We start from the raw sequence: 22,830 nt of genomic DNA on the forward strand, positions 1-22,830 counted from the left end.
GCTACTTCACCGCACCGGAGGTGAGGCCGGCCTGGATCTGGCGTTGGAAGACCGCGTACACGATGATCATCGGAAGGATGGCGATGGTCAGCGCGGCGAACAACCCGGACCAGTCCGCCTCGTAGCCTGCGTTGACCGAGATGTCGGCGATGCCCTGGGTGAGCACCCACTTGTCCTTGGCGTTGGAGAGCAGCACCAGCGGAAGTTGATACTGCGCCCACTGACCGATGATGTTGAAGATCGCGACACTGATCAGACCCGGCTTCGCCATCGGCATCATGACCTGGAAGAACAGTCGGCTGTGCCCACAACCGTCGATCATGCCCGCCTCGGCCACCGACGACGGCAGCGTCTTGAAGAACGCGGCCAGGAAGAACACCGTGAACGGCAACGAGTACGCGGTGTAGACCAGCACCACACCTGTGTGGGTGTCCAGCAGGCCCAGGTTCTTCACCACGAAGAAGAGCGGCACCAGGGCCAGGAAGACCGGGAACGCCAACCCGGAGACGAAGAGGTAGTAGACCGCCCGGTTGCCCCAGAACTTGTAGCGGGCCAGCACGTACGCGGCCATCGAGCCGAGCAGCATGGTGAGGAAGGTGCTGCACGAGACCACGATGACGCTGTTCAGGAAGTACCGGCCAACGTTCGCCTTGGTCCAGGCCCGCCCGAAGTTCTCCCAGCGCAACTCGGCCGGGAGCGTCCACGGGCTGCTGAAGATCTCGCTCGTGTTCTTGAACGCGGCGAGAAAGGTCCAGAGGATCGGCACGATCACGATCACCGCCCAGACGGCGAGCGCGATGTGCCCCAGGCCGGCGAAGAGCCGTACCTCCGAGCGGGGGCCCTTACGCCCCGGCCCGGCGGGGTCGGACGGATCACCGGTCTTCGGCGGTAGCGCCGCCGGGGTCGGCGGCAGCGTCGACTGCGGATTCATCAGTACTCCACGCTTTCCCGCTTGGTGAGCCGCAGCGTCAGCGCCGCGAACGTGAGGGTGAGGAAGAACAGCGCCACGCCCATCGCCGAGGCGTAGCCGTACTTCGAGTAGACGAACGCGTTGCGGTAGATCTCCATCGCCAGCACGGTGGTGGCGCCGTCCGGACCACCGCCGTCCACCGAGAGCACAGCCACGATGGCGAACGCGTCGAACGCCGCGATGCCGAGGTACACCCAGGCCACCTGGAGGGTGTCCCACAGCAGCGGCAGGGTGACCCGGAAGAACAGGGTCACCTTGGTCGCCCCGTCCATCTCCGCGGCCTCGTAGATCTCACCCGGGATGGAGGCCATCCCGGCCGAGAAGAGCACCACGTAGAAGCCGACGGCCTGCCAGACGAGGACCGCGATGATCGACCAGAGGGCCAGGTTCGGCTTGACCAGGAACAGGACCGGCTCCAGGCCGAACTCCATCAGCACGCCGTTGATCAGGCCGGACTCGTTCGGTCGGTACACCATCTGGAACAGCACCGCGATGATGGCCACCGCGAGGACCTGGGGGAAGAAGAACACCACCCGGTAGAACTTCGCCCCCCAGACCCCCTGGCGTTGCCCGCCGCTGCTCTTACCACCCACGTTCAGCAGGAAGGCGAAGAACAGGGCGATGGCAACGGTGATCAGCGGCAGGGCAAGCAGCAGTACGCCGTGGTGCTGGACCGCCTTCCAGAAGGCCCCGTCGTCAAGCAGCCTCCGGTAGTTGTCGAACCCCACCCACTGCGGGGCGGACAGCCCTCGCCAGTTGGTCATCGAGATCTGGAACGCCTGCGCGTATGGCCAGATCACGAATGTCACGTACAGCGCGACCGGGGCGAACAGGAACCCGATCACGAATGGATACTTGCCGTGCCGCATGACCCTAGCTCCGATCGATCAGCGCTTGAACTTGGCTACGGAGCTGTCCTTCTTGATCGTGTCGGCGCGCTTCTGGATTCGCTCCACGAAGGCGTCCGCGTTGATCCGGCCGAACATCAGCTCGTTGGTGGCGGTCCGCGCCTCCGTGTCGAGCTCCTTGTACCAGCCGTCGAAGTACAGGTTGAACACGTCCTGGCCGGCCGCCTTGAGCGCGGCCTGCGAGCTGGCCACACCGGGCGGGAAGGCGAAGCCCTCCGAGCCGGCGGTGACCACGGTCGGGGCCTTGACCACCTCGGTGAAGCCCTTGGCGCCCGCCTTGGACAGCATCTGGCGCATGTACTCCAGGCCGCCCTTGGGGTTCTTGCTCTTCGCCGAGACGAAGTAGCCCTCACCCGCGGTGGCGCGCAGCGCCGTGGCCGGCATCTTGTCCGACGCGGTCAGGCTCGGCACCGGCATGAGCTGGTAGTCGAAGCCGGGCGGGGTGTCCTTCTTCTGCTCGCCCTCCAGCCAGTCACCGCTGGGGTAGAGGGCCACCTTGTACTGGTTCTGCCGCAGCTGCACGTCGGTGTGCTTGAGCCCCTCGAAGCTCTTGTCGCTGAACTTCGCGCCGACCTCGGCCCACGCCGTGGCCGCCTGCTTGATCGCGTCCTGCTTCCAGGCGCCATCCTCCAGGTTGTCGATGTTCTTGAGAACGTCGACGCCACCGATCTTGGCGGCCTGGGTGAGGATCACGTTCCACTGGTAGTAGGCCGCGTTCGCCCCGGCGTAGCCGTACGGGGTGATGCCCTTGGCCTTGATGGCGGTGAGCAGGGTGATGAAGTCGTCCCACGTCTTCGCCGGCGCCCAGCCGTTGTCCTTGAACAGCTTGGCCGAGTACCAGATGCCGAAGACGGTGGAGACGTAGTACAGGACGTACGGCTTGCCGTTGAACGAGCCCGCCTCGATGGTGCCCGGCACCACGGTGTCGCGGACCTTCTTGGATGCGTCGTCGACCGACGGGGCGTCCCACAGCTCGGTGAGGTCCTGGAGCTGACCGTCGGCGACCAGCGCGCCGAAGTCCATCAGCTTCTCGCCCGAGTTGTTCACGAACTCCGGCGGGTTGCCGGAGGCGAACCGCGGCTGGAGCACGGTGGAGACGGCCTGCGTGGCCTGGTGCTTGACCTCCGCCTTGGGGAACGCCTTCTTGTACAGCGGCTCGTGCACGTCGGTGGCGTACTTCTCGCCGTAACCGCCGTTGAAGATGATCACCTCGATCGGCGCGTCCTCCTTGACGCCCAGCGGGTTGGCGGCGTTCTTGGTGCCGCCGGCGACCTGCTCGTTGTCGTTGTCGCTGCCGCTGGTGGCGCAGGCGCCAAGCAGGCCGATGGCCGGAGTGGCGAGCATGCCCACGGCGGCGGCGCGACGCAGAACCGTGCGACGGTCGAGTGCGGCCGGGTGTTCGGGGGTAAACGACATCGTCGTGTCTCCTTGTGAAATTCGGGTCATGCCGTGCGCCGGAGGCGCCCGGCGTACCGCGACTCGAGGGCGAGGTTGTGCTCGTCCCCGCCGGGGACGTTGGCGGAGAGGTAGATAGGGGGTACCTCCCCTGCCTGGTGGAACCGTCGTACGACCTCCGCGGTCAGCAGCTGCGCCAGCAGCGCCGTGGTGACCGAGGAGACCGCACAGACCGCGCCGCCGCCCTCGAGCGGCAGCAGTGCATCGCCGTACGGCGCGCCGTTGTCCAGCACGACGTCGGCGAGGTCGGCGAGCCGATGCCCGGACGGGTGCCGTGGGGCGACCCGCGCGGTGTGCTCGACCGAGGTGACCGCGATCAACGGGTGACCGCGCTCGGTGACCAGCGCCGCCAGCTCGACCACCGAGCCGTTGATGCCGGACTGGGACGCCACCACGAACACGTCGCGCGGCTGTGGCGCCGCGAGCGCGTAGATCTGGTGGGCGATGGAGGGGTCGCGTTCCAGTTTGGGGTCGGCGAGCACGCCGCGCGGGGCGTCGCCGTGCATCACCAGGTCCCGTACCGAGAGCCGGTTGGTGGGGACCAGCCCACCGGCCCGGGCCACCAGCTCGGCGGCGAACGCCTCGGAGTGCCCTGCGCCGAATGCCTGGAGCACCCCGCCGCCGCGCAGGCTCTCGGCGATCAGATCGGCGGCCCGGGTGATTCCGTCGGCCTCCGAGTCGAGCAACCGGTCGAGCACGGGGCGGACGGCGTCGGCGTACCCCTGGGCGCTGATCATGAGACGGATCCCTTCGCCGACTTGTGCCCGTCGACGGCCTGCGCGGTGCGCCGGAAGGCCGCGTGCGCGCGGTCGTGCGTGCGTTGGGCGACGGCGATGTAGAGCAGGTCGAGCACCACGAGCTGGGGGTGCCGCGCGGAGAGCGCATCCGGTCGGAAGGTGGTCGCCTGGCTGGCCGTGAGCAGCACGATGTCGGCCAGCTCGGCCAACGGGGAACGGGGAAAGCCGGTGAGCGCGACGGTGGTGGCACCCCGGCTGCCCGCCTCGGCGAGCATCTCGATCGTCTCGCGGGTCTGCCCGGTGTGCGAGATGCCCAGTGCCACGTCCCCGGCGCGCAGCAGTGCGGCGCTGGCCAACCCCTCGTGCACGTCGTTCCACGCCCACGCGGCAACCCCGATGCGGTGCAGGCTGAACTGCATCTCCTCACCGACCAGGGCGCTACCGCTGGCGCCGAAGATGTTCACCCGGTTGGCGCCGGCGATCGCCACCGCGGCCCGCTCGACCTCGGCGAGATCGAGAAGGGTGGCCGTGTCGTGCATGGCCCGGGTGTCGGCGGCCATGATCTGGTCGAGCACCCGGGCGAGCGGGTCGCCCGGCTGGATCTCGCGTCCGATGTCGATGGTCCAGCCGGCGGAGCGTGCCCGGCCGGTCTCGGAGGCGATGCCCAGCCGCAGGTCGGCGTATCCCTCGAAGCCCATCACCCGGCAGAAGCGGGTGATGGTCGCGGGTGAGGTGCCGCTCCGCTCGGCCAGCTCGACGATTGTCGAGCGGGCGGCGGCCTCCGGGTCGCTCAGCACGTGCTCGGCGACGCGGCGCAGGGCGCCGGTCAGTTCGGCGAGCCCGTTGCGGACCCGGGCCAGCACCCCGTCGGAGGTCGATCCGAGGGCGTTGCGCCGGTCGATCGCATCGGCGTCGACCACCGCGGTCCCCGCAGCGGTGTCCACCTCTTGATCAACCATCGACGCCTCGCATTTTCGAAGGACTGTTAACTGTTAGTGGTAAAATTTCTTACTAAACGACTGTCTATGTCAAGACCGTGGGCGAAGTTTTCAAACTGTTACCTGGCGCACAGGCCGCCGCGCCCGCCAGGATTTGCCCTCCACGACTGCGCCGACCAGCATGAACAGTCCCGATCGCCGTTCAGCGCAAGGAGACCCGTGCCGAAGCTCGACACCGCCGTGGTCGGTCTCGACATCGGCGGTACGTCCACCCGGGCGACCGTCCTGACCCTCACCGGGCAACACCTCGGCACCGGTCGCGCCGGCGGCGGCAACCCCACCAGTCACGGCGCGGAACGTGCCGCCGTCGAGCTGCTGACCGCGCTCCGCGAGGCGCTCAGCGACGTCGACCCGGCGCGGGTCGTCGCCGGCACCATCGGTCTGGCCGGCGCCGGCCGACTGCTCGCCGACCCGGCCGGACGGGCCGCCTTCGACCAGGCCTGGCAGGACGCGGGCTTGCGCTGCCCGTACGCGGTGCACGGCGACGCCCTGGTCGCGTACGCCTCCGGCACCGCCGCCCCGGACGGCACCGTGCTCATCGCCGGCACCGGTGCGATCACCGCGCAGGTCCACGACCTACGGCTCGACCGGATCGCCGACGGCCACGGCTGGCTCCTCGGCGACGCGGGCTCGGGCTTCTGGCTCGGTCGCGAAGCGGTACGCCGACTGCTCGCCGACCTGGACGCCGGGCGTACACCCGGCACGCTGGCCACAGCGGTGCTCACCGAGCTGGTGGGCAGCGCCGAGATCGCCCCCCGCCCACGGGCCACCGTGGACGCCACGATCCAGGCCGTGACCCGACGAGCCCCCGTCGAGCTGGCCCGGCTCGCGCCGCTGGTCGTCGACGCCGCCACCCACGGCGAGCCGGTCGCCACCGCGCTGATCACCGAGGCCGCCGCCCACCTGGCCGAGAGCGTGGGGCGCATCCGCGCGGCCGGCGCGGTGACACCGGTCGTCCTCGGCGGCGGGCTGCTCACCGCCGACACCCCGCTCGCCGCCGCCGTCCGGATGGAGATCGCCCGCCAGTGGCCGGACGCGCCGCTACGGACCGCCGGTGACGGCGCCGCAGCCGCAGCCTGGCTCGCCGCCCGCGACCTCCCCGAGGTCACCGACCCGGCCGCCCTGCACGCCCGCCTCTTCCCTGCCCCCTGACCCCCGTCCCGCCCGCCCTCCCTCGCGCGTGCGCCCCACCCGCCCCCGCACGCGCAAGATCCGCGCACTTTCGGTGAAGTTGCTGCCTCACGGCGCGCTGAGGCAGCAGTTTCACCGAAGTTGCGCGGATCTTGGGCTGGGCGGGCGGACGGGACGGGCGGGTGGGACGGGACAGGCGGGGGCGGTCGGGTGTGGGCTCTACTTGAGCTGGCCTGCGGTTAGGCCGGCCTGCACCTGTCGTTGGAACGCCACGTAGATCGCGAGCACCGGCAGCACGGCGATGCTCAGCCCGGCGAACAGCCGCGCGTAGTCGCCGGCGTACCCCTGGCTGACCGAGAGCGCGAACAACCCCTGCGCCAGCATCCACTTGGAGTCGTCGCCCTGCATCAGCACCTGCGGCAACAGGAACTGATTCCAGTGGCTCAGGAAATTGAAGATCGCCACACTGATCATTCCCGGACGCGCCATCGGCAGCATCACCCGGAAGAAGAGCCGGAAGTGACCGCAGCCGTCGACCATCGCGGCCTCCGCCACAGTGGTCGGCAGGGTCCGGAAGAACGCGGTCAGGAAGAACACCGTGAACGGCAGCGAGTAGGCCGCGTACACCAGGATCAGACCTTTCCAGGTGCCGAAGAGGCCGGCGTTGCGGACCACGAAGAAGAGCGGCACCAGGGCGAGGAACACCGGGAACATCAGGCCGCCGACGAACAGGTAGTAGACGACCTGACGGCCGCGGAACTCGTACCGCGCGAAGACGTACGCGGCGGTCGCGCCCATCAGCATGGTGAGGCTGACCGAGCCGGCCACCACCACCAGGCTGTTGAGGAAGTACCGGCCGATGTGCGCGCCCGTCCAGGCCCGCGCCCAGTTGTCCCAGTGCAGCGCGCCGGGGAGACCCCAGGGGTCGGACAGGATCTCACCGTTCGTCTTGAACGAGCTGATGAACATCCACAGCAGCGGCAGTACGGTGAGCAGGCCCCAGAAGACCAGGAAGCCGTGCGAGAGGACGTTGGCCAGGCCGAGTTCCCGCCGCACCGGGCGGTCCCGTCTGGCAACCGGGGTCGGGGCGTTCACGGTGGGCTGATCCAGAGTGGTCACGAGTACTCGATCCGTTCGCGCCGGCCGACCCGCAGCGACAGCACCGCCACCGTGAGGGTCAGGAAGAACATCACCACGCCGATCGCCGAGGCGTAGCCGAACTTGGTCTCGCTGCCGAAGGCGGTGTCGTACATCCGTACGCCGATCACGTCGGTGGAGAAGTTCGGCCCGCCGTTGGTCATCAGCTGCACGAGGATGAACCCGTCCAGGGCGAAGATGGCGAGGTAGACCCAGGCGACCTGGATGGTGTCCCAGAGCAGCGGCAGCGTGACCCGGCGCAGGGTGGTGAACCGGGACGCGCCGTCGAGCAGCACGGCCTCGTAGATCTCCTTCGGCACTGCCGACATGGCGGCCCCGAACAGCACGACGTAGAAGCCGACGTTGCTCCAGACCATCACCGCCAGCACGCACCAGAACGCTGTCGCCGGGTCGCCGAGCCAGGTCGGCGCGGGCAGGCCGACCGCGCGCACGGCGCCGCTGAGCAGACCCTGGTTGGGGTGGTACACCTCTTTCCAGAGCAGCGCGATGATCACCACGGAGAGCACCTGCGGGAAGAAGTACACAGTGCGGTAGAGCGCCCCGCCGCGTACCCCGGTCACCCCGGCGCGGCCCTTGCGCCCGCCGAGGGCGAGCATGCTGGCGAAGAAGAGCCCGAGCACGATGGTCAGCACCGGCACCAGGCCCAGCAGGATCGCGTTGTTCTTCAGCGCGTTCCACACGTAGTCGTCGTGCCAGAGGGTCCTGAAGTTCGCCAGGCCGACCTGGTTGGCGTCGGCGGAGTAGCCGAGCCAGTCGGTGGTGGAGATCTGGAACGCCTGCAGGTACGGCGAGACGACGAAGAACACGTACAGCAGCACCGGCGGCACCAGGAACGTGACGATCAGCGGCCACTTGCCATGTCTCACGAGGGGACCTTTCCGAAGGGGGTGCGGCCGGTGGGGGGACCTCTCCCCCACCGGCCCGGGCGGTCAGGCCGCTCGCTTGTACTTCTTGATCGAGCTGTCCTGGGCGATCGAGTCGGCGCCCTTCTGACACTGGTCGAGGAACTCGGCGGGGCCGATCCGGCCGCTGAAGAACTCGCCGCACGCGGCGTCGACGAGGTTGCGCTCCAACTTGCGGTAGTAGTTGTTGTAGACCCAGTTGAAGCCGTTGGCGCCGGACGCGTCGAGTGCCTTGACCACGGTGGTCAGCCCGTGCGGCAGCTCGACGCCCTCGGTGGCACCGGCGACCACGGTGAGGCTGGCGACCTTCTTCGTGAAGTCCTGGGCGCCCTTCTTGGAGAGCATGGTGCGGAAGTACTCCAGGCCGCCGGCGAGGTTGCGGGCCTTGGCGGGCACCATGAACGGCTCACCGGCGGTGCCCCGGATCGCCTCGAACGGCAGTTTGTCGCCGCTGCCCAGGCTCGGCGTCGGCGCGATGGTCATGTTGAACCCGGCCGGGGTGACGTCCTTCTGCTCGCTCTCCAGCCAGGAGCCGCAGGAGATGAAGGCGGCCTTGCCCTGACACCAGGCGGTCTGCGACTGCTTGTGATCCAGGCCGGACGAGCCGTCCAGGATGTACTTGTCCTTGACGATCTGGTGCCAGGCGTCCGCGGCGGTCCGCATCGACTCGGACTTCCAGGCGTTCGGTTCCAGGTTGTCGATGGCGGTCGCCACCGAGGGGCCACCGAGCTTGATCGCGGTGGCGATCACCGGCCAGCTCATGTAGCGCGGGTGCAGACCGGCGTACGTCCACGGGGCGATGCCGGCGGCCTTGATCTCCTTGCAGAGCGCGATGTGCTGGTCCCAGGTCTTCGCGTACTCCCAGGAGCGCTCGGTGAACAGCTTGCTGGAGTGCCAGATGCCGTACGCGGTGTACGTGTAGTTGAGCACCAGGAACTTGCCGTCGTACGAGCCGACCTCGACCGCGCCGGGCAGCAGGGTGTCCCGGACCGTCTTGCCGGGGACGTCGAGGCTCGGCGCGGCGAGCAGCTCGCCGAGGTCGGCGATGGCGTTCTGACTGACCAGGCCGTTGAAGTCGATCTGGCCCGCACCGGAGTTGTTGACCACGTCCGGCGGGGTGCCGTCGACGAAACGCGGCTGGAGGGTCTTGCTGATCTCCTGCGTGACGGAGTGCTTGACCTTGGCCTTCGGGTACTTCTCGGTGTACATGGCCTCGTGGGCCTTTGCGTACTCCTCGCCGAACCCGCCGCCGAAGATCACCACCTCGAGTGGGGCGTCCTCCTTCACGCCGAGCGGGTTCTGGGCGCTCTTGGTGCCCTGGTAGGTGCTGGTGTCCTTCTTGTCACCACCGCCTCCGGTGGCGCAGCCGGTCAGCAGACCGGCGGCGGGGGTGGCCAGCAGGCCGGCGGCAGCGGTGCGCCGCAGAATGTCACGCCTGTTCATCGAGTCTCCTCGGGTCGGGTCGGGCGGACCGCCGATGTCAGGGGGACGGCGGCCGCCGCGCGAGGCACGTTGATTCTCTTCAGTTCATGCTCTGTTACTGAAGAATTTCTACGACAGCCAGCCCCGGACTTCAAGTCCTGACGGTCGAACCGTTATCGCCACCGGCGGCGGTCGGGTCGCCTAGCCTGGGGCGATGCGCCGTCTGCGCGAGCTGGCCGAGCGCACCCCGGCCGGGCGGGAACGGTACGTCGACCTGCTTCGCGCACTCGCGATCGCCATGGTCATTATCGGACACTGGGCCGTCACGGTCATCGAGCGCGGCGCCGACGGACAGACCACCGGGCACTCCGCGCTCGGCGATCTGCGGTGGGCGTACCCGTTGACCTGGCTGGCCCAGGTGATGCCCGTCTTCTTCCTGGTCGGTGGCTATGCCAACGCGGCCTCACTGACCAGGCTGCGGGCCCGCGGCGGCGACGCCGCCGGCTGGCTGCTCGACCGCAGCGCCCGGCTGATCCGCCCCACCAGCGTGCTGCTGCTGGTCCTCACCGCCGCGGCGGCGGTCGCCTGGCTGGTCGGCACCGACCCGACCCGGATCCGCGAGGTGTTCTGGTTCGCCACCATCCCGCTGTGGTTCCTGGTCGCCTACCTGGCGGTGGTCGCGCTCACCCCACCGATGTACGCGCTGCACCGCCGCTTCGGCCTGGTCGTCCCGCTGGTGCTGGTCGCCCTGGTCGGCCTCGGCGACCTCGGCCGGCTGACCGGGCCGGAGGAGTGGAGCTACGGCAACTACCTCTTCGGATGGCTGGCCGTCCACCAGCTCGGCTTCGCCTGGCACGACACCCGCGCCGAGCCGCCGGCCGCCGGTCAGACCGGGCCGCCGTCCACCGACGCAGCCGGGCCGTCGACACACGAGCATCCGGGGGTACGCCGAACACTGCCCATCTCCCGCCGGGCCGGCCTGATGTTCCTCGTCGGCGGGCTGGGCGCGCTGGTGCTGCTCACCGTGCTCGGCCCGTGGCCGGTGGCCATGCTCAAGGTGCCCGGCGAACGGCTCGACAACGCCTCGCCACCCAGCGTCGCGCTGCTGGCCGTAGCCGCCGGTCAGCTGGGCCTGATCCTGCTGCTCCGAAACCCGGCGGAACGACTGCTGCACCGGACCCGCCCCTGGCAGGTGGTGATCGGGGTCAACCTGGTGGTGCTGACCGTCTTCCTCTGGCACCTCACCGCCGTGATCCTGCTGATCGGGGTGCTCGACGCGACCGGGACGCTGCCCACCCCGGCGGTCGACTCCGCCGGTTGGTGGGCGTGGCGGCTGCCCTGGCTGCTGCTGCTCACCGTCGTCCTGTCGGTGCTGGTCGTCATCTTCGGGCCGGTGGAGGCGCGCAGTGGCCGGCACCGCACCGCTGGGCGGGCCGGCCGGTTCCGGGCCGCGTTGACCGTCGCCGGATACGCCGCAGTGGTGGCCGGGCTGCTGATCAACAGCACGACGGCGGCCCGCGCCCCGGAGCCGCTCGGCACCCCCGTCCCGGCGCTCCTGGCGTACGCGGCCGGGGCGGGCGTGCTGCGACTGCTCAGGTCGGGGTGGGGAACCCTCGACCGCCCTGGCTGACGGGTCGGGCTGGCTCGGGCCGTGCGCTCCGATCGGTACGATCCGACGGTGCTCGAGTTCCCCGACCCGCCACGATCAGGGCCGGTACGCACCCGGCCCGTGCTCCTCGGGCCGGGCGTTCCGCTGCCCGCCGGGGCCCCGGACACGTCCGCGATGATCGACGGGGTCGAGGGATGGGTGGGCGCCGACCCGCTGCGCCAGCTGATCGACCACTTCGGGGGCAGGTGGCCGGCCGGTGACCTCACCGACATGCTCCGGTTCCTCGACGATTTCTCCGCCGAACACTGGGACTTCCGGGGTGGCCGGGAGAGGCCCGACGCCCGGGAGCCGGATCTCGATTCCGGCACCGTCGAGCTGGTGCACGCCGCCGCCGCCGCGCTCGGGCTCGTCCGCCCCGTGCCACCAGCCCGGCCCGCGTACGCCCACCTGGTGGTGCTGGGCGGTCTGGCGCACGCCTGCCTGCGCCGCGTCGCGTACGCCGCGCGCCTGCTGGACGGTGGGCTGGGGGTGACCGGCGAAGTGGCGGTGCTGGGCAGCTTCCGACCGCTCTCCGACCGGGAACACCGAATGTTGGCCGAGGCGGGGGTGCCCGGCTGCGTGACCGAGGTGGACGCCCTGGACGCGGCGGTCCGGCTGGCGTTCGGGGTGAGCACCCCGGCAGTCGAGGACGGGGTCGACGCGGATCACCCGCACCATTCCTGGTCGTCGCGCACCTATCTCCCGGCGGGTCTGCCACCAGTGCGGGTGCTCGCGGCGCCCTCCAGCGAACCGCACCGACGGCGCGCCCACACCGCGGACACCCAGCGGTTCTGGGCCGGGCACGTCCGCCTCGCCCCCGACGACGCGGTGCTGCTGGTGACCGCGCCGATCTACGTGCCGTTCCAGCACTGCGACGCGCTGCGCACCCTGGCCGTGCCGTACGGCTGCGGCATCGACACGGTCGGGGTCGACCCCGGTCTGGTCGACCTTGATCGGCTGCCGGAGCCGACGCTCAGCCCCGGCCGCTACCTTCAGGAGATCCGCTCGGCGATCCGCTCGATGCGCGCCCTGCACCAGGAGCTGACCGCCGGCTGACCGCCGTGGAGGGCCGGCGCACGGCGGGTCGCCGCGCACCGGCCCCGTGGACCGTGGTCAGTTCACGTAGACAGCGGCGTTGCCCTTGGTGCTGTCGCGCACCGGCGAGTAGGTCGCCGAGAAGTACGCGGTGCCGAAGCAGAGGGACGGACCGGAGAACTTGGTGAACGGCTGGTTGGTGAAGGTGATCGAGTTGGTCGTGTTGACCGCCGCGCCGGTGAGGCTGTTGGTGCTGGTCCGGTAGACGCAGGTGATCGTACCGAGCAGCGAGTTCAGCACGACGGTGCTCTGGACCGGCGCCGCCGTGGTGCCGGTGATCTTGACGACGCCGGCGCTGGTGACGGAGGTGGCGTACGGCAGGTTGTTGAGAGCAATGCTCTGCACCCCGGTGGTGCCGAACACGTTGGTGGTGCAGCTGCCGAAGCTCTGGGCGGTGAGGCTCTCGGTGGCGGTGCCCGGGGCGGTCGGGTTGGTCAGCACCTTGGCGCTGAAGCTGGACGCGGCGCACTTGATCCCGGTGGTGCCGGAGGTGGAGTTGTAGAAGGTGGCGTTGGTGCCGGTCTTGAGGCTGGCCTGGATGACGTCGTTGACGGCGACGGCGGTGCCGCCGGCCGTGGGGTAGGTCAGCACGTTGCCGGCGAGCGCGGCCGACGGGTCGGCGGAGGCTGGCGTGGCGGCGACGAGACCGGTCAGCAGCGCGAGGGCCACGAGGCCCCCGCCGATTCTTCCGTACCTGAGCATGGTTTTTCCTTCCGCGGTGGGACGGGAATGAGCGGACCGCACAGGCGGTCACCGCCGGGCGGGGACGCCCGGGCGGGGATTGGGGCCGTCCGTAACGGACGGCGGTGGTGGAGGGTGCCGGGCGGCCGTCGGGACCGGCCGGCGGTGGTGGCGGAGGCCGGGCGGCGGTCAGGGCCGGCCGACGGTGGTGGAGGTGCCGCCGTTCAGGTGGCGGGCCAGCGTGGCGCACTGCGACGGAATCGCTTCACCTGCGCCTTTTCGGCCTTGGGAGGGCGCTCGTGTTCGGCGATAATGACAGCCATCGAGCCCTCCTTCGACGAGTCAGGGCGATCATCCGGGGGAGATCACCTTAGGTGACGGAACAACAACTGAGCGTGGAGAAAGTTATAAACCCCGGAGGGTCGTAAAGTCAACGCATCAAAGGGGGTCAATGAGTTGACCACGCAGAGCCACCCGCATCCGGCGTCGGTGCCCCTCCCGGGCGCGCGTCCCGGCCGCGACCCCGACCGCGCGATCAAGCGCGGCCCGCGCCGGGTCTCCGCCGAGGCGGTGGCCGCGACCCAGCGCGACCGCCTCTTCGACGGGCTCGTGCACGAGGTGGCGACGAAGGGCTACGACAACGCTCGGGTCAGCGACATCTGCCACGCCGCCGGGGTGACGCGGCCCGCCTTCTACGCTCTCTTCACCGGCAAGGAGGACGCCTTCCTCGCCGCGTACCGACACGGCATCGCCGTGGTGTCACAGCTGATGGACAGCGCCTACCACGAGGCTGGCCCGGCCTGGCCGGACGCCGCCCGCGGCGCACTGCGCACCCTGCTGGAGGTGCTGGCGAGCGTGCCCGCGTTCGCCCGGATGGCGCTCGTCGAGGTGGACGCCGCCGGCCCGGACGCCCGCCGGGAACGGGACGCGCTGCTCGGCAGCTTCCGCCGGTTCTTTGCCGACGCCGGCCCGGGACCGGCGGTCACCGGCGTGGACCGCGACGCGCTGGTGTCCACAGTGGTCGGCGGTGTCTACGCCACCATCCGCGGCCGCGTGGCGCAGGGTCGGGCGAATGAACTGCCGCAGTTGTTGCCGGTGCTCACCTACGCCTCCATCGCGCCGTTCCTTGGCACCGAAGGTGCGGCTCGGGCGACCCGGCCAATACACCCGGACGACGGCCCGAGCACGGCCGCGCCCTGCGTGCCGACCCTCCAGCCCTGATCACACGGTCGGAAACCGCAGCGGTTTTTCACTTTAGACGCATTTCACAGATACCGCGTAACCGGCTGCCGCTACACGCTGTTGACCCGCCCTTTACTCGGCGGTAACTTCGGCTCTGCGCCTCGATACGCAGCATCCCGGGTCGCAATTCCCATTGTCACCAATGAATGATCTCTAAGGAGAGCCCCATGTCGGAGGAGACCGCACACATCGAACCCGGTCCGCCGCGCAGCGGTGTGCGCTGGCGCCGGTTCGCCGCCGCGTTCGGCACCGTCGCGGCGGGCGCCGCCGGCATGATCGTGCTCACCGCCCAGGGCGTGCTGGCCGCGCAGTTCGCCATCTCGGGCATGCCGTTCACCGTCACCGCCGACAAGCTCACCGGCACCGGGTTCGAGCAGTTCGCCACCCTCGACCAGATGATCCCGGACAGCCCCAACCAGGGCGACACCGGCGGGCAGGTCCTGGTGATGGTCTCGGCGATCGACAAGGCGGAGCTGACGAACCTCTGCCAGAGCATCAACCTGGGCGGCGTCTTCCTGAAGATCACTGCCGGCAACGGCGACAAGCCGGTCAGCGCCCGCACCCTGGTGGTCGACGGTGACGAGATCGCCGGCAACGCCGCCTTCAAGAACATCGACATCGGCCAGGATGCCAGCACCCTGGACAAAGTGCCCGGCGTGAAGGGCAACCCCGGCGTCTTCTCCCAGCAGGCGGACTCGATCGTCATCGAAAACCTGCGGCAGAACAACTACGCCACCACGGCCGCCGTCTTCAACCTGCCCAACCTGCGCATGGCGTTCACCCAAGACGGGTGCTGACGTGAGCGCAAAACGACACCAGGCTGCGCCGGCCGCCCGCGGATCCCGCGGGCGGTGGCGCCGCTGGCGGCGGGGCCGCCCCTTCACCGCCGCGGTGCTGATCGCCCTTGGCGGCGCGGAGATGCTGGTGACCCTGCGCGCGCCGCTCGGGGTGCTGCTGCACGTCGGGCCGCAAGGGCTCGCCGCGTACCTGGTGCCCACCGTCCTGGTGCTCTGCGGGCTGTTGCTGATCACCAACCCGCAGCAGAGGGTCTTCTACTCACTTGTCACGCTGGTGCTCGGGCTGGTCTCCTGGTTGACCTCGAACCTGGGCGGCTTCGTCATCGGGATGCTGCTGGCCCTGCTCGGCGGAGCGCTCGCATTCGCCTGGACCCCGGACAAGAATCGCCCGCCGGTCGTCGCGGCGGAGCCCGAGGCACCGGAGCCGAGGGAGCCCGACAACGACGCCGACACCGTGCTGCTGCCCGGCATGCAGACGCCGGACCCGACCCCGGCCGACCGGGGCTGACTCAGCGGGCGGTGTCGGCGACCGCCTGCGCGAAAACCTCGGAGCGGTGCTCGAAGTTGCGGAACCGGCCGTAGCTCGGCGCCGCCGGGGACAGCAGCACGACCCCGCCGGCCGGGGTCACCTCGCGGGACAGCCTTACCGCGTCCACCAGGTCGTCGACCAGTTCGGTACGCACCTTGGGCAGGCCGGCGAGCGCCTCGACGATCCGGGTGCCGCTGTCCGGGATGCCGATCACCGTCAGCTCCCGCTCGACCAGGTGCTCGGCCAGCGGCGTGTAGTCCAGACCTCGGTCGGTGCCCCCGACGATCACCGTCAGCGGCCGTCCGTCGTACGCGTCGATCGCGTGCATCGCCGCGTACGGGCTGGTGGCGAGGGTGTCATCGACGAAGGTCAGCCCGGACGGGTCGGTGATCTCGGTGAGCCGGTGGGCCAGCCCCTGGAACTCGGCGACCGCGACGGCGAGGTGGTCCTTGCCGGCCACCACGTCCATGCCGAGCGCGTCGAGCACGGCGAGAGCGACGCACAGGTTGCCCTCGTTGTGCCGTCCTACCAGCGGCAGTACGGCGCGCGGGAACAGCGCCTGGTCCCCGAGATGGAACCAGGGCGTGCCGTCGAGGCCGGGGGCGACGTGGGTGGTGTCGGGGTGACCGGCCCGGACCGCCGGCAGCTCACCCAGCTCGGCGGCGAGCCGGGGATCGCCGCCGTTGACCACGATCGTCTGCGGGTTGTGGGCCAGCAGATTGAGCTTGTCGCGGTAGTACTCCCGCTCACCACCGTGCGCGTCCAGGTGCTCGGGGAAGAGCGCGGTGACCACCGCCACCCGGGGCGAGTCGGTGAGATCGCTGCACTGGTAGCTGGACAGCTCCAGCACGTACAGCTCCGCGTCCGGCAGGTCCAGGGTCGGCACCCCGATGTTGCCGCCGAAGACGTTCGGCCGGCCCATCGCGGTGAGCAGGTGGCTGATCAGGCTGGAGGTGGTGCTCTTGCCCTTGCTGCCGGTGACCCCGACGGTGCGCGCGGCGTGGTCGGCCATCCACAGCGCGGTGCCCTGAGTGACCATGACCCCGCGTCGGCGCAGCTCGACCAGCCACGGGTGGGTCTGAGGCACGCCCGGGGAGCGGACCACCACGTCGGCGGCGGCCAGCCGTTCAAAGCCTGCTTCACCGGTGACCAGCGGCGCCGCCTCGGCCAGGGGGCCGTCCCAGGGCAGCGACAGGAAGTTCGCACTGTCGTCGACGGCGACCAGCTCGGCCGGGCCGTGCGCCGCGATGGCGGTCACAGCGGCCCGGCCCTCCCGACCGGTGCCCCAGACGGCGACGGTACGTCCGCGCAGGTCAGACAGGCGCACAGGGCTCTCCTCGGGGGTCACGGCGGCGGCAGGGCGGGCCCGGTCCGGACACGGCCGGACGAACCAGGGCCTAGTATGGCGTGTGCCCAACGAGCAGCTCCGGCGGATGGACGCCTTCACCTTTCCGTCCTACTCGATCGACTTCGCCACCGGCGAGGTGTTGTTCGACTACGCCCTGACCGGCCCGACCGGCGAGCAGCGATTCACCGAGGTGATCACTCTCCCGCTGCCGGCCGAGCCACCCTCGGACGAGACGGTGGCGACCCTCGGTCGGGTGCTGGAGGTGCTGCACCTCGTCGCCGGCGTCAGTTACTACAAGGCCGCAGCGCCGCCCCGACTCGTGCTGCCGGCGCCGCTGGGCGCGGCCACCGTCGACTACGTCACGGCCGTCTACACCAAGGGCCTCGCGGAGTACGCGTACCGCAACCAACTGCCGCACGTGCTCCAGCTGCGCCCGGAGGTGCCGGCCGGCTCACCGGAGCCCCCGCGCGTGTACGACGACTCCGACCGTCGCCCCCTCTCGGCGGTGGGTGGCGGCAAGGACTCGATCGTCAGCCTGGAGGCGCTGCGCCGCGCCGAGCTGGACCCGGTGCCGTTCTCGGTCAACCCGAACCACGTGATCGTCGCGGTGAACGAGGCCTCCGGGCTGACCCCGCTGGCCGCCCGACGGCGGCTCGACCCGGTGCTCTTCGACCTGAACGCGGCCGGCGCGCTGAACGGGCACATCCCGGTCACCGCCATCAACTCGCTGATCGCGGTCGCCACCGCGGTGCTGCACGGGCTGGGCCCGGTGGTGATGTCCAACGAGCGCTCGGCGTCCGACCCGAACCTGGTCTGGGACGGCCACGAGATCAACCACCAGTGGTCCAAGGGCGTCGAGGCGGAAGGGCTGCTGCGGGCGGCGCTGGCCGAGCACGCCGGCCTGACCGAACCGTACTTCTCGCTGCTGCGCTCACTGTCGGAGCTGCACATCGCCCGGCTGTTCGCCGAGATCACCCGGTACGACGACGTGGTGACCAGCTGCAACGCCGCGTTCAAGCTGCACGACGCGAGCGAGCGCTGGTGCCGTAACTGCCCGAAGTGCCGGTTCGTCTTCCTCGCCATGGCGCCGTTCATGTCCCGCGAGCGGGTGGTGGGCATCTTCGGGGGTGACCTGCTGGCCGACCCGGAGCAGATCCCCGGCTACCGCGAGCTGCTGGGTGTGGACGGGCACAAGCCGTTCGAGTGCGTGGGCGAGGTCGAGGAGTCGGTGGTGGCTCTCGGCCTGCTCGCCGAGCAGGACCAGTGGCGCGACGCCCCGGTGATCCGAGCCCTGGTCGACGCCGTCCCGGCGACCGCCTGGTCGGCGGTGGCCCACTCGGACGTCTTCACCCCCGGTGGCCCCAACCACATCCCCCCAACCTACGCAAAAACCCTGATCCCCCTCCCCTAACCCCACCCCCTCGCCCCGCTTCACCCCGCCCCTCCCCGGTGATCAAGAAGTTTGCGTCAGCAGGACTGGGATTTCTGACGCGAATCTCTTGATCAACATGGCTGGTCAGGGGGTTCGGACTGCTTCCAGGGCCAGTAGGGCCACGTGTAGGGACAGGCTGGCCTCTACCGAATCCAGGTCGACGTCGAGGATGCGGGCGATGCGGGCCAGGCGCTCGTAGAACGCCGGCCGGGACAGGTGGGCGGCGGCCGCGCCCGCGGTCTTGTTGCGGCCCTGCTCCAGGTACGCGCGCAGGGTGTCGAGCAACTGCTCCCGGGGGTGGCGGGCGTCGTACTCCAGCAGGGCGCCGAGTTCACGTTCCACGAAGGTCTGCAACCGGGGCTCGTCGCGGAGCAGGTGCAGCAGCCCGGCCAGCCCGACGTGCGGCAGGCGGAAGATCGGCAGGTCCCGCCGGTCCTGCCGGGCCGCCTCGGCGATCTGCCGCGCCTCGACCAACGACCGTCGGGCCTCGCGCAGGCTCCCCACCCCGGACCCGGCGGCCACGATCACGGCACCCGGACCAGCACCGCGGTGCACATCGACAGCGAACGGCGCAGCTGACGATTCGATGCCGGCAGTCGACCGGGGCACGTCGCCACCGAAGGTCGCCCGGCTGGCGGCGGAGTCGAGGCGTACCCGACGGAGTGCGCCGGCGAACGCGGACAGCGCGCGGTCCTCGGTGGCCGGGTCGGTCAAAGCCAGCAGCGCGCCCACCGAGTTGTCGTCGACCGCGCTGGTCAGCGCGGTCAGTTTCGCCTCCCGCAGTGCCTGGCCGACGGCCTCGGACAGGTCCCGCAGCCGGGCCTGACCCGCCTCCGGGCCGCTCTCCCCGACCGGGTCCTCGACCCGGTGTCGGACCATCACGCCGACCAGGTGCCGGCGGTCGAGCACCACACCGAGCGCCTTGGCCCGCAGCGCGACCTCGTCCACCGGCCGGGAGTGGTCGAGCAGCGCGGTGAGCAGGGTGCGGTGGATCTGCCGTTCCAGCCCTTCGGCGTCGCGGCGGATCAGCCGGCCCAGCGCGAGGGTGGACGCGGCCCGCTCGATCAGGATGGTGAGTCGGGTGGGCGGGGCGGCGGCCGGCTCACTGGACCGGGCGCCGGGAACGTCGCCGCTGGCCGGCCAGCGCAGCAGCAGGCGACCCCAGTCCTGCCCCCGCGCGCCGACGGCCGTGACCAGCCAGCCGTTGTCCGGGTCGTACGCGGTGCGCCCGGTCGGCCGGATCCGCCGGGAGTGCTGCTCCCAACTGTCCAGCAGCAGTTCGGCGCTCTCGCCCGCCGGGTCGTACCCGAGCACCTGCCGGGACAGGTTCTCCAGGACCACGGGGCAACCGGACAGTTCGGCGGCCTGCCGGATGACCTCGGCGGCGTCGGCGCCCTCGACGGACAGGTCGTTGAAGCGCTGGTGGATCTCCTCGGTGGCGCGCAACTCGGTGAGCTGCGCGTCGACGATCAGCGCGTGCACCGCCTCGGTGATCCGCACGAACGGGGTGGCCCGGCGCAGCTCCACCAGGGGCAGCCCGCGCCGCTCGGCGGCGGCGACCATCACCCGGGGAACCCCGCTGACGTAGCGACGGCCCAGCTCGACGACGAGCCCGGAGACTCCGACGTCGGCGAGGTCGCCGATGAACGCGCGCAGCCCCGCGTCGTCCCCGGGCAGGCCGATGCCGGTGGTGAGCACCAGCTCACCACCGCCGAGCAGGGTGGCGATGTCCGGCACCTCGGCGACGTGCACCCAACGGACGGGTCGGTCCAGCCCCGCGTCTCCGGCCACCACGCGCGGCGCGAAGTGGCGGACGGGGTCCAGGGCCAGGACCTCACGGACGGTAGGGAACACGGCCGACACGCTACCGTCCGTGACGCCGGATCTCGACTCGCCGCAGCCGAGGCCGGTCCGCGGCTCAGCCGCTGAAGCCGGTCAGCGGCTCAGTCGACGCCGAACTCCATCGCGGCACGGTCGAGCGCCTCGTCCTCGGGGGAGGCGACGCCCCGGGAGGCGATGGCTTCCGCGCCGCCCTCCGGCATGGCACCGATCAGCCCGGTGGAGGCTGCCTGCGCGGCGCCGATCATCCGCTGCGGTGCCCCACCGCCGACCATGCCGAGGGAGGCGTACTGCTCCAGCTTCGCCCGCGAGTCGGCGATGTCCAGGTTGCGCATGGTGAGCTGGCCGATCCGGTCCGACGGGCCGAACGCCGAGTCCTCGGTACGCTCCATCGACAGCTTGTCCGGGTGGTAGCTGAACGCGGGGCCGGTGGTGTCCAGGATCGAGTAGTCCTCGCCCCGGCGCAGCCGCAACGTCACCTCGCCGGTGACCGCCGTGCCGACCCAGCGCTGCAACGACTCGCGCAGCATCAGCGCCTGCGGGTCCAGCCAGCGGCCCTCGTACATCAGTCGGCCGAGGCGGCGGCCCTCGTTGTGGTAGTTCGCCAGGGTGTCCTCGTTGTGGATGGCGTTGACCAGCCGCTCGTACGCGGCGAAGAGCAGTGCCATGCCGGGTGCCTCGTAGATGCCCCGGCTCTTGGCCTCGATGATCCGGTTCTCGATCTGGTCGGACATGCCCAGGCCGTGCCGGCCGCCGATGGCGTTGGCCTCCAGCACCAGGTCGACGGGGCTGCCGAACTCCTTGCCGTTGATCGTCACCGGGCGGCCCTGGTCGAAGCCGATGGTGACGTCCTCGGTCGGGATCTCCACCGACGGGTCCCAGAACCGAACGCCCATGATCGGGTTGACCGTCTCGATGCCGGTGTCGAGGTGTTCGAGGGTCTTCGCCTCGTGCGTGGCGCCCCAGATGTTGGCGTCGGTGGAGTAGGCCTTCTCGGTGCTGTCCCGGTACGGCAGGTCGCGTTCGAGCAGCCACTCCGACATCTCCTTACGCCCACCCAACTCGGTGACGAAGGCGGTGTCGAGCCACGGCTTGTAGATGCGCAGCTGCGGGTTGGCCAGCAGGCCGTACCGGTAGAAGCGCTCGATGTCGTTGCCCTTGAACGTCGAGCCGTCGCCCCAGATCTGGACGTCGTCGGAGATCATCGCCCGCACCAGCAGGGTCCCGGTCACGGCCCGGCCGAGCGGCGTGGTGTTGAAGTACGCGCGCCCGCCCGAGCGGATGTGGAAGGCGCCGCAGGTCAGCGCGGCTAGGCCCTCCTCGACCAGGGCGGCGCGGCAGTCGACGAGTCGGGCGACCTCGGCGCCGTAGCTGAGCGCACGACCGGGCACCGAACCGATGTCGGGCTCGTCGTACTGGCCGATGTCGGCGGTGTAGGCGCAGGGGATCGCGCCCTTGTCGCGCATCCACGCGACCGCGACCGAGGTGTCGAGGCCGCCGGAGAAGGCGATGCCGACACGTTCGCCGGTGGGCAGGGAGGTGAGAACCTTGGACACAGGGAAGATTATGCGTCAAGACGCATGGCCATGCAAATAGAAGCGGGTTACGCGCCGCCGAAAGGTGGGTCGTCGCGGCCCAGCTCCCAGAACGCCACGGCCGCGGCGGCGGCCACGTTGAGCGAGTCCACCCCGCGCCGCATCGGGATGACCACCCGTACGTCGCTGGCCGACTGGGCCGCCGCGGTGAGGCCGGGGCCCTCGGCTCCGAGCAGCAGCGCCGCCCGTTCCCGCTGCGCCGGGGTCAACCGCTGGATGGGTACGGCGTCCGGGGCCGGTGTCATGGCGAGCACCGTGAAGCCGGCGTCCCGCACCTGATCCAGGCCCGTGGGCCAGGGATCGAGCTTCGCGTACGGCATCGCGAAGACCTCGCCCATGCTGACCCGCACGCTGCGGCGGTAGAGCGGATCGGCGCAGGACGGCGACAGCAGCACCGCGTCGATGCCGAGCGCGGCGGCTCCCCGGAAGATCGCCCCGAGGTTGGTGTGGTTGTTGACGTCCTCCAGGATCAGGACCCGGCGCGCGGCGGCGAGCACCTCGGCCGCCGTCGGCAGCGGCCGGCGGTGGAACGACGCCAGCACCCCCCGGTGTACGTGGAAACCGGTGGCCCGTTGCAGCACGTCCTGCGTCGCGGCGTAGACCGGCGCGTCGCCGGTGTCCAGGTCGGCGAGTTGGTCGACCCGCTTGGCGTCGACCAGGTACGACCGGGCCGGGTAGCCCGCGCGCAGCGCCCGGCGCAGCACCAGCTCCCCCTCGGCGATGAACAGGCCGTGCGGCGGCTCCCAGCGGGTGCGCAGTTCGACGTCGGTGAGCGCGCGGTAGTCGGCGATCCGGTCGTCGTCGGGGTCGGTGATCTGGTGGACGGGCACCCGACGATTCTGCCGGACGGCCAGCCCCGCCCTCCGACGCCCGCCCGGCGGGGTGGTTTGTCCGGAGAAGAAGGGGAATGGCCGGCGGAGTATCGGACCGGACGGGAAGGATC

Annotated in this window: 20 protein-coding genes; 7 read left to right on the forward strand and 13 right to left on the reverse strand. The window is 70.4% G+C overall.

Annotated elements, in window-relative coordinates:
* Position 1 precedes the first annotated feature (1 nt).
* Genes GA0070619_RS18100 through GA0070619_RS18120 form a run of 5 tightly spaced genes read right to left on the reverse strand, consistent with a single transcriptional unit; the run spans position 2 to position 5,029 of the window.
* Positions 2-931 (reverse strand): carbohydrate ABC transporter permease, encoded by a 930-nt coding sequence (locus GA0070619_RS18100; RefSeq protein WP_088949148.1) that lies wholly within the window; start codon positions 929-931, stop codon positions 2-4.
* A complete protein-coding gene (locus GA0070619_RS18105) occupies positions 931-1,839 on the reverse strand; it encodes a carbohydrate ABC transporter permease (RefSeq protein ID WP_088949149.1) in 909 nt (302 codons plus the stop codon). The genes GA0070619_RS18100 and GA0070619_RS18105 overlap by 1 nt, the downstream gene beginning before the upstream one ends.
* Positions 1,840-1,857: 18 nt before the next feature.
* The gene (ngcE, locus tag GA0070619_RS18110; RefSeq protein ID WP_088949150.1) at positions 1,858-3,294 is read right to left on the reverse strand and encodes an N-acetylglucosamine/diacetylchitobiose ABC transporter substrate-binding protein; all 1,437 of its coding nucleotides are present in this window, start codon (positions 3,292-3,294) and stop codon (positions 1,858-1,860) included.
* Between the two features lie 26 nt (positions 3,295-3,320).
* Positions 3,321-4,070: a sugar isomerase domain-containing protein gene (locus tag GA0070619_RS18115; protein WP_088949151.1), complete on the reverse strand. Its 750-nt coding sequence runs from the start codon at positions 4,068-4,070 to the stop codon at positions 3,321-3,323.
* The gene (locus tag GA0070619_RS18120; protein ID WP_088949152.1) at positions 4,067-5,029 is read right to left on the reverse strand and encodes a MurR/RpiR family transcriptional regulator; all 963 of its coding nucleotides are present in this window, start codon (positions 5,027-5,029) and stop codon (positions 4,067-4,069) included. The genes GA0070619_RS18115 and GA0070619_RS18120 overlap by 4 nt, the downstream gene beginning before the upstream one ends.
* Before the next feature lie 198 nt (positions 5,030-5,227).
* Between GA0070619_RS18120 and GA0070619_RS18125 the strand changes: the two genes are divergently transcribed.
* A complete protein-coding gene (locus GA0070619_RS18125; RefSeq protein ID WP_231927091.1) occupies positions 5,228-6,220 on the forward strand; it encodes an N-acetylglucosamine kinase in 993 nt (330 codons plus the stop codon).
* Positions 6,221-6,418: 198 nt separating this feature from the next.
* On the opposite strand, the gene GA0070619_RS18130 is transcribed toward GA0070619_RS18125, so the two are convergent.
* The 3 genes from GA0070619_RS18130 to ngcE (GA0070619_RS18140) form a co-directional block, all read right to left on the reverse strand.
* Complete coding sequence (locus GA0070619_RS18130) at positions 6,419-7,318, reverse strand: carbohydrate ABC transporter permease (protein ID WP_088949154.1); 900 nt, start codon at positions 7,316-7,318, stop codon at positions 6,419-6,421.
* The gene (locus tag GA0070619_RS18135) at positions 7,315-8,223 is read right to left on the reverse strand and encodes a carbohydrate ABC transporter permease (RefSeq protein ID WP_088949155.1); all 909 of its coding nucleotides are present in this window, start codon (positions 8,221-8,223) and stop codon (positions 7,315-7,317) included. The genes GA0070619_RS18130 and GA0070619_RS18135 overlap by 4 nt, the downstream gene beginning before the upstream one ends.
* Before the next feature lie 63 nt (positions 8,224-8,286).
* Positions 8,287-9,702, reverse strand: a complete 1,416-nt coding sequence (gene ngcE / locus GA0070619_RS18140; protein ID WP_088949156.1) for an N-acetylglucosamine/diacetylchitobiose ABC transporter substrate-binding protein — start codon at positions 9,700-9,702, stop codon at positions 8,287-8,289.
* Positions 9,703-9,895: 193 nt separating this feature from the next.
* Here ngcE (GA0070619_RS18140) and GA0070619_RS18145 point away from each other — a divergent pair, with 193 nt between their 5' ends.
* Positions 9,896-11,311 (forward strand): acyltransferase family protein, encoded by a 1,416-nt coding sequence (locus tag GA0070619_RS18145; RefSeq protein WP_088949157.1) that lies wholly within the window; start codon positions 9,896-9,898, stop codon positions 11,309-11,311.
* 48 nt (positions 11,312-11,359) lie between these two features.
* The gene (locus GA0070619_RS18150) at positions 11,360-12,385 is read left to right on the forward strand and encodes a hypothetical protein (protein ID WP_231927092.1); all 1,026 of its coding nucleotides are present in this window, start codon (positions 11,360-11,362) and stop codon (positions 12,383-12,385) included.
* 57 nt (positions 12,386-12,442) lie between these two features.
* Here GA0070619_RS18150 and GA0070619_RS18155 read toward each other — a convergent pair whose 3' ends face one another.
* Positions 12,443-13,126, reverse strand: a complete 684-nt coding sequence (locus GA0070619_RS18155; protein WP_088949158.1) for a Tat pathway signal sequence domain protein — start codon at positions 13,124-13,126, stop codon at positions 12,443-12,445.
* A gap of 435 nt (positions 13,127-13,561) precedes the next feature.
* Between GA0070619_RS18155 and GA0070619_RS18160 the strand changes: the two genes are divergently transcribed.
* The 3 genes from GA0070619_RS18160 to GA0070619_RS18170 all read left to right on the forward strand — a co-directional run bounded on the left by GA0070619_RS18160 (position 13,562) and on the right by GA0070619_RS18170 (position 15,652).
* Positions 13,562-14,326, forward strand: a complete 765-nt coding sequence (locus GA0070619_RS18160) for a TetR/AcrR family transcriptional regulator (RefSeq protein ID WP_088949159.1) — start codon at positions 13,562-13,564, stop codon at positions 14,324-14,326.
* A 188-nt stretch (positions 14,327-14,514) separates the two neighbouring features.
* A complete protein-coding gene (locus GA0070619_RS18165; protein WP_088949160.1) occupies positions 14,515-15,144 on the forward strand; it encodes a DUF6230 family protein in 630 nt (209 codons plus the stop codon).
* 1 nt (position 15,145) lies between these two features.
* Positions 15,146-15,652 (forward strand): DUF6114 domain-containing protein, encoded by a 507-nt coding sequence (locus GA0070619_RS18170; RefSeq protein ID WP_088949161.1) that lies wholly within the window; start codon positions 15,146-15,148, stop codon positions 15,650-15,652.
* Between the two features lies 1 nt (position 15,653).
* Here GA0070619_RS18170 and murD read toward each other — a convergent pair whose 3' ends face one another.
* Positions 15,654-17,000 (reverse strand): UDP-N-acetylmuramoyl-L-alanine--D-glutamate ligase, encoded by a 1,347-nt coding sequence (murD, locus tag GA0070619_RS18175; RefSeq protein ID WP_088949162.1) that lies wholly within the window; start codon positions 16,998-17,000, stop codon positions 15,654-15,656.
* An 82-nt stretch (positions 17,001-17,082) separates the two neighbouring features.
* Between murD and GA0070619_RS18180 the strand changes: the two genes are divergently transcribed.
* Positions 17,083-18,432, forward strand: coding sequence for a hypothetical protein (locus tag GA0070619_RS18180; protein WP_088949163.1), 1,350 nt, complete (start codon positions 17,083-17,085; stop codon positions 18,430-18,432).
* Between the two features lie 105 nt (positions 18,433-18,537).
* Here the strand turns inward: GA0070619_RS18180 and GA0070619_RS18185 are convergent, their stop codons facing one another.
* From GA0070619_RS18185 to GA0070619_RS18195, 3 genes are all read right to left on the reverse strand, one after another.
* Complete coding sequence (locus GA0070619_RS18185; protein ID WP_459544675.1) at positions 18,538-20,307, reverse strand: PucR family transcriptional regulator; 1,770 nt, start codon at positions 20,305-20,307, stop codon at positions 18,538-18,540.
* Positions 20,308-20,396: 89 nt separating this feature from the next.
* A complete protein-coding gene (gene argG, locus GA0070619_RS18190; RefSeq protein WP_088949165.1) occupies positions 20,397-21,848 on the reverse strand; it encodes an argininosuccinate synthase in 1,452 nt (483 codons plus the stop codon).
* A 47-nt stretch (positions 21,849-21,895) separates the two neighbouring features.
* Positions 21,896-22,741 carry a TrmH family RNA methyltransferase gene (locus GA0070619_RS18195; RefSeq protein WP_231927488.1) on the reverse strand — a complete coding sequence of 282 codons (846 nt, stop codon included), beginning with the start codon at positions 22,739-22,741 and terminating at the stop codon, positions 21,896-21,898.
* Positions 22,742-22,830: the final 89 nt, after the last annotated feature.

The sequence above is a fragment of the Micromonospora zamorensis genome (genome assembly GCF_900090275.1).
GTDB lineage: Bacteria > Actinomycetota > Actinomycetes > Mycobacteriales > Micromonosporaceae > Micromonospora > Micromonospora zamorensis.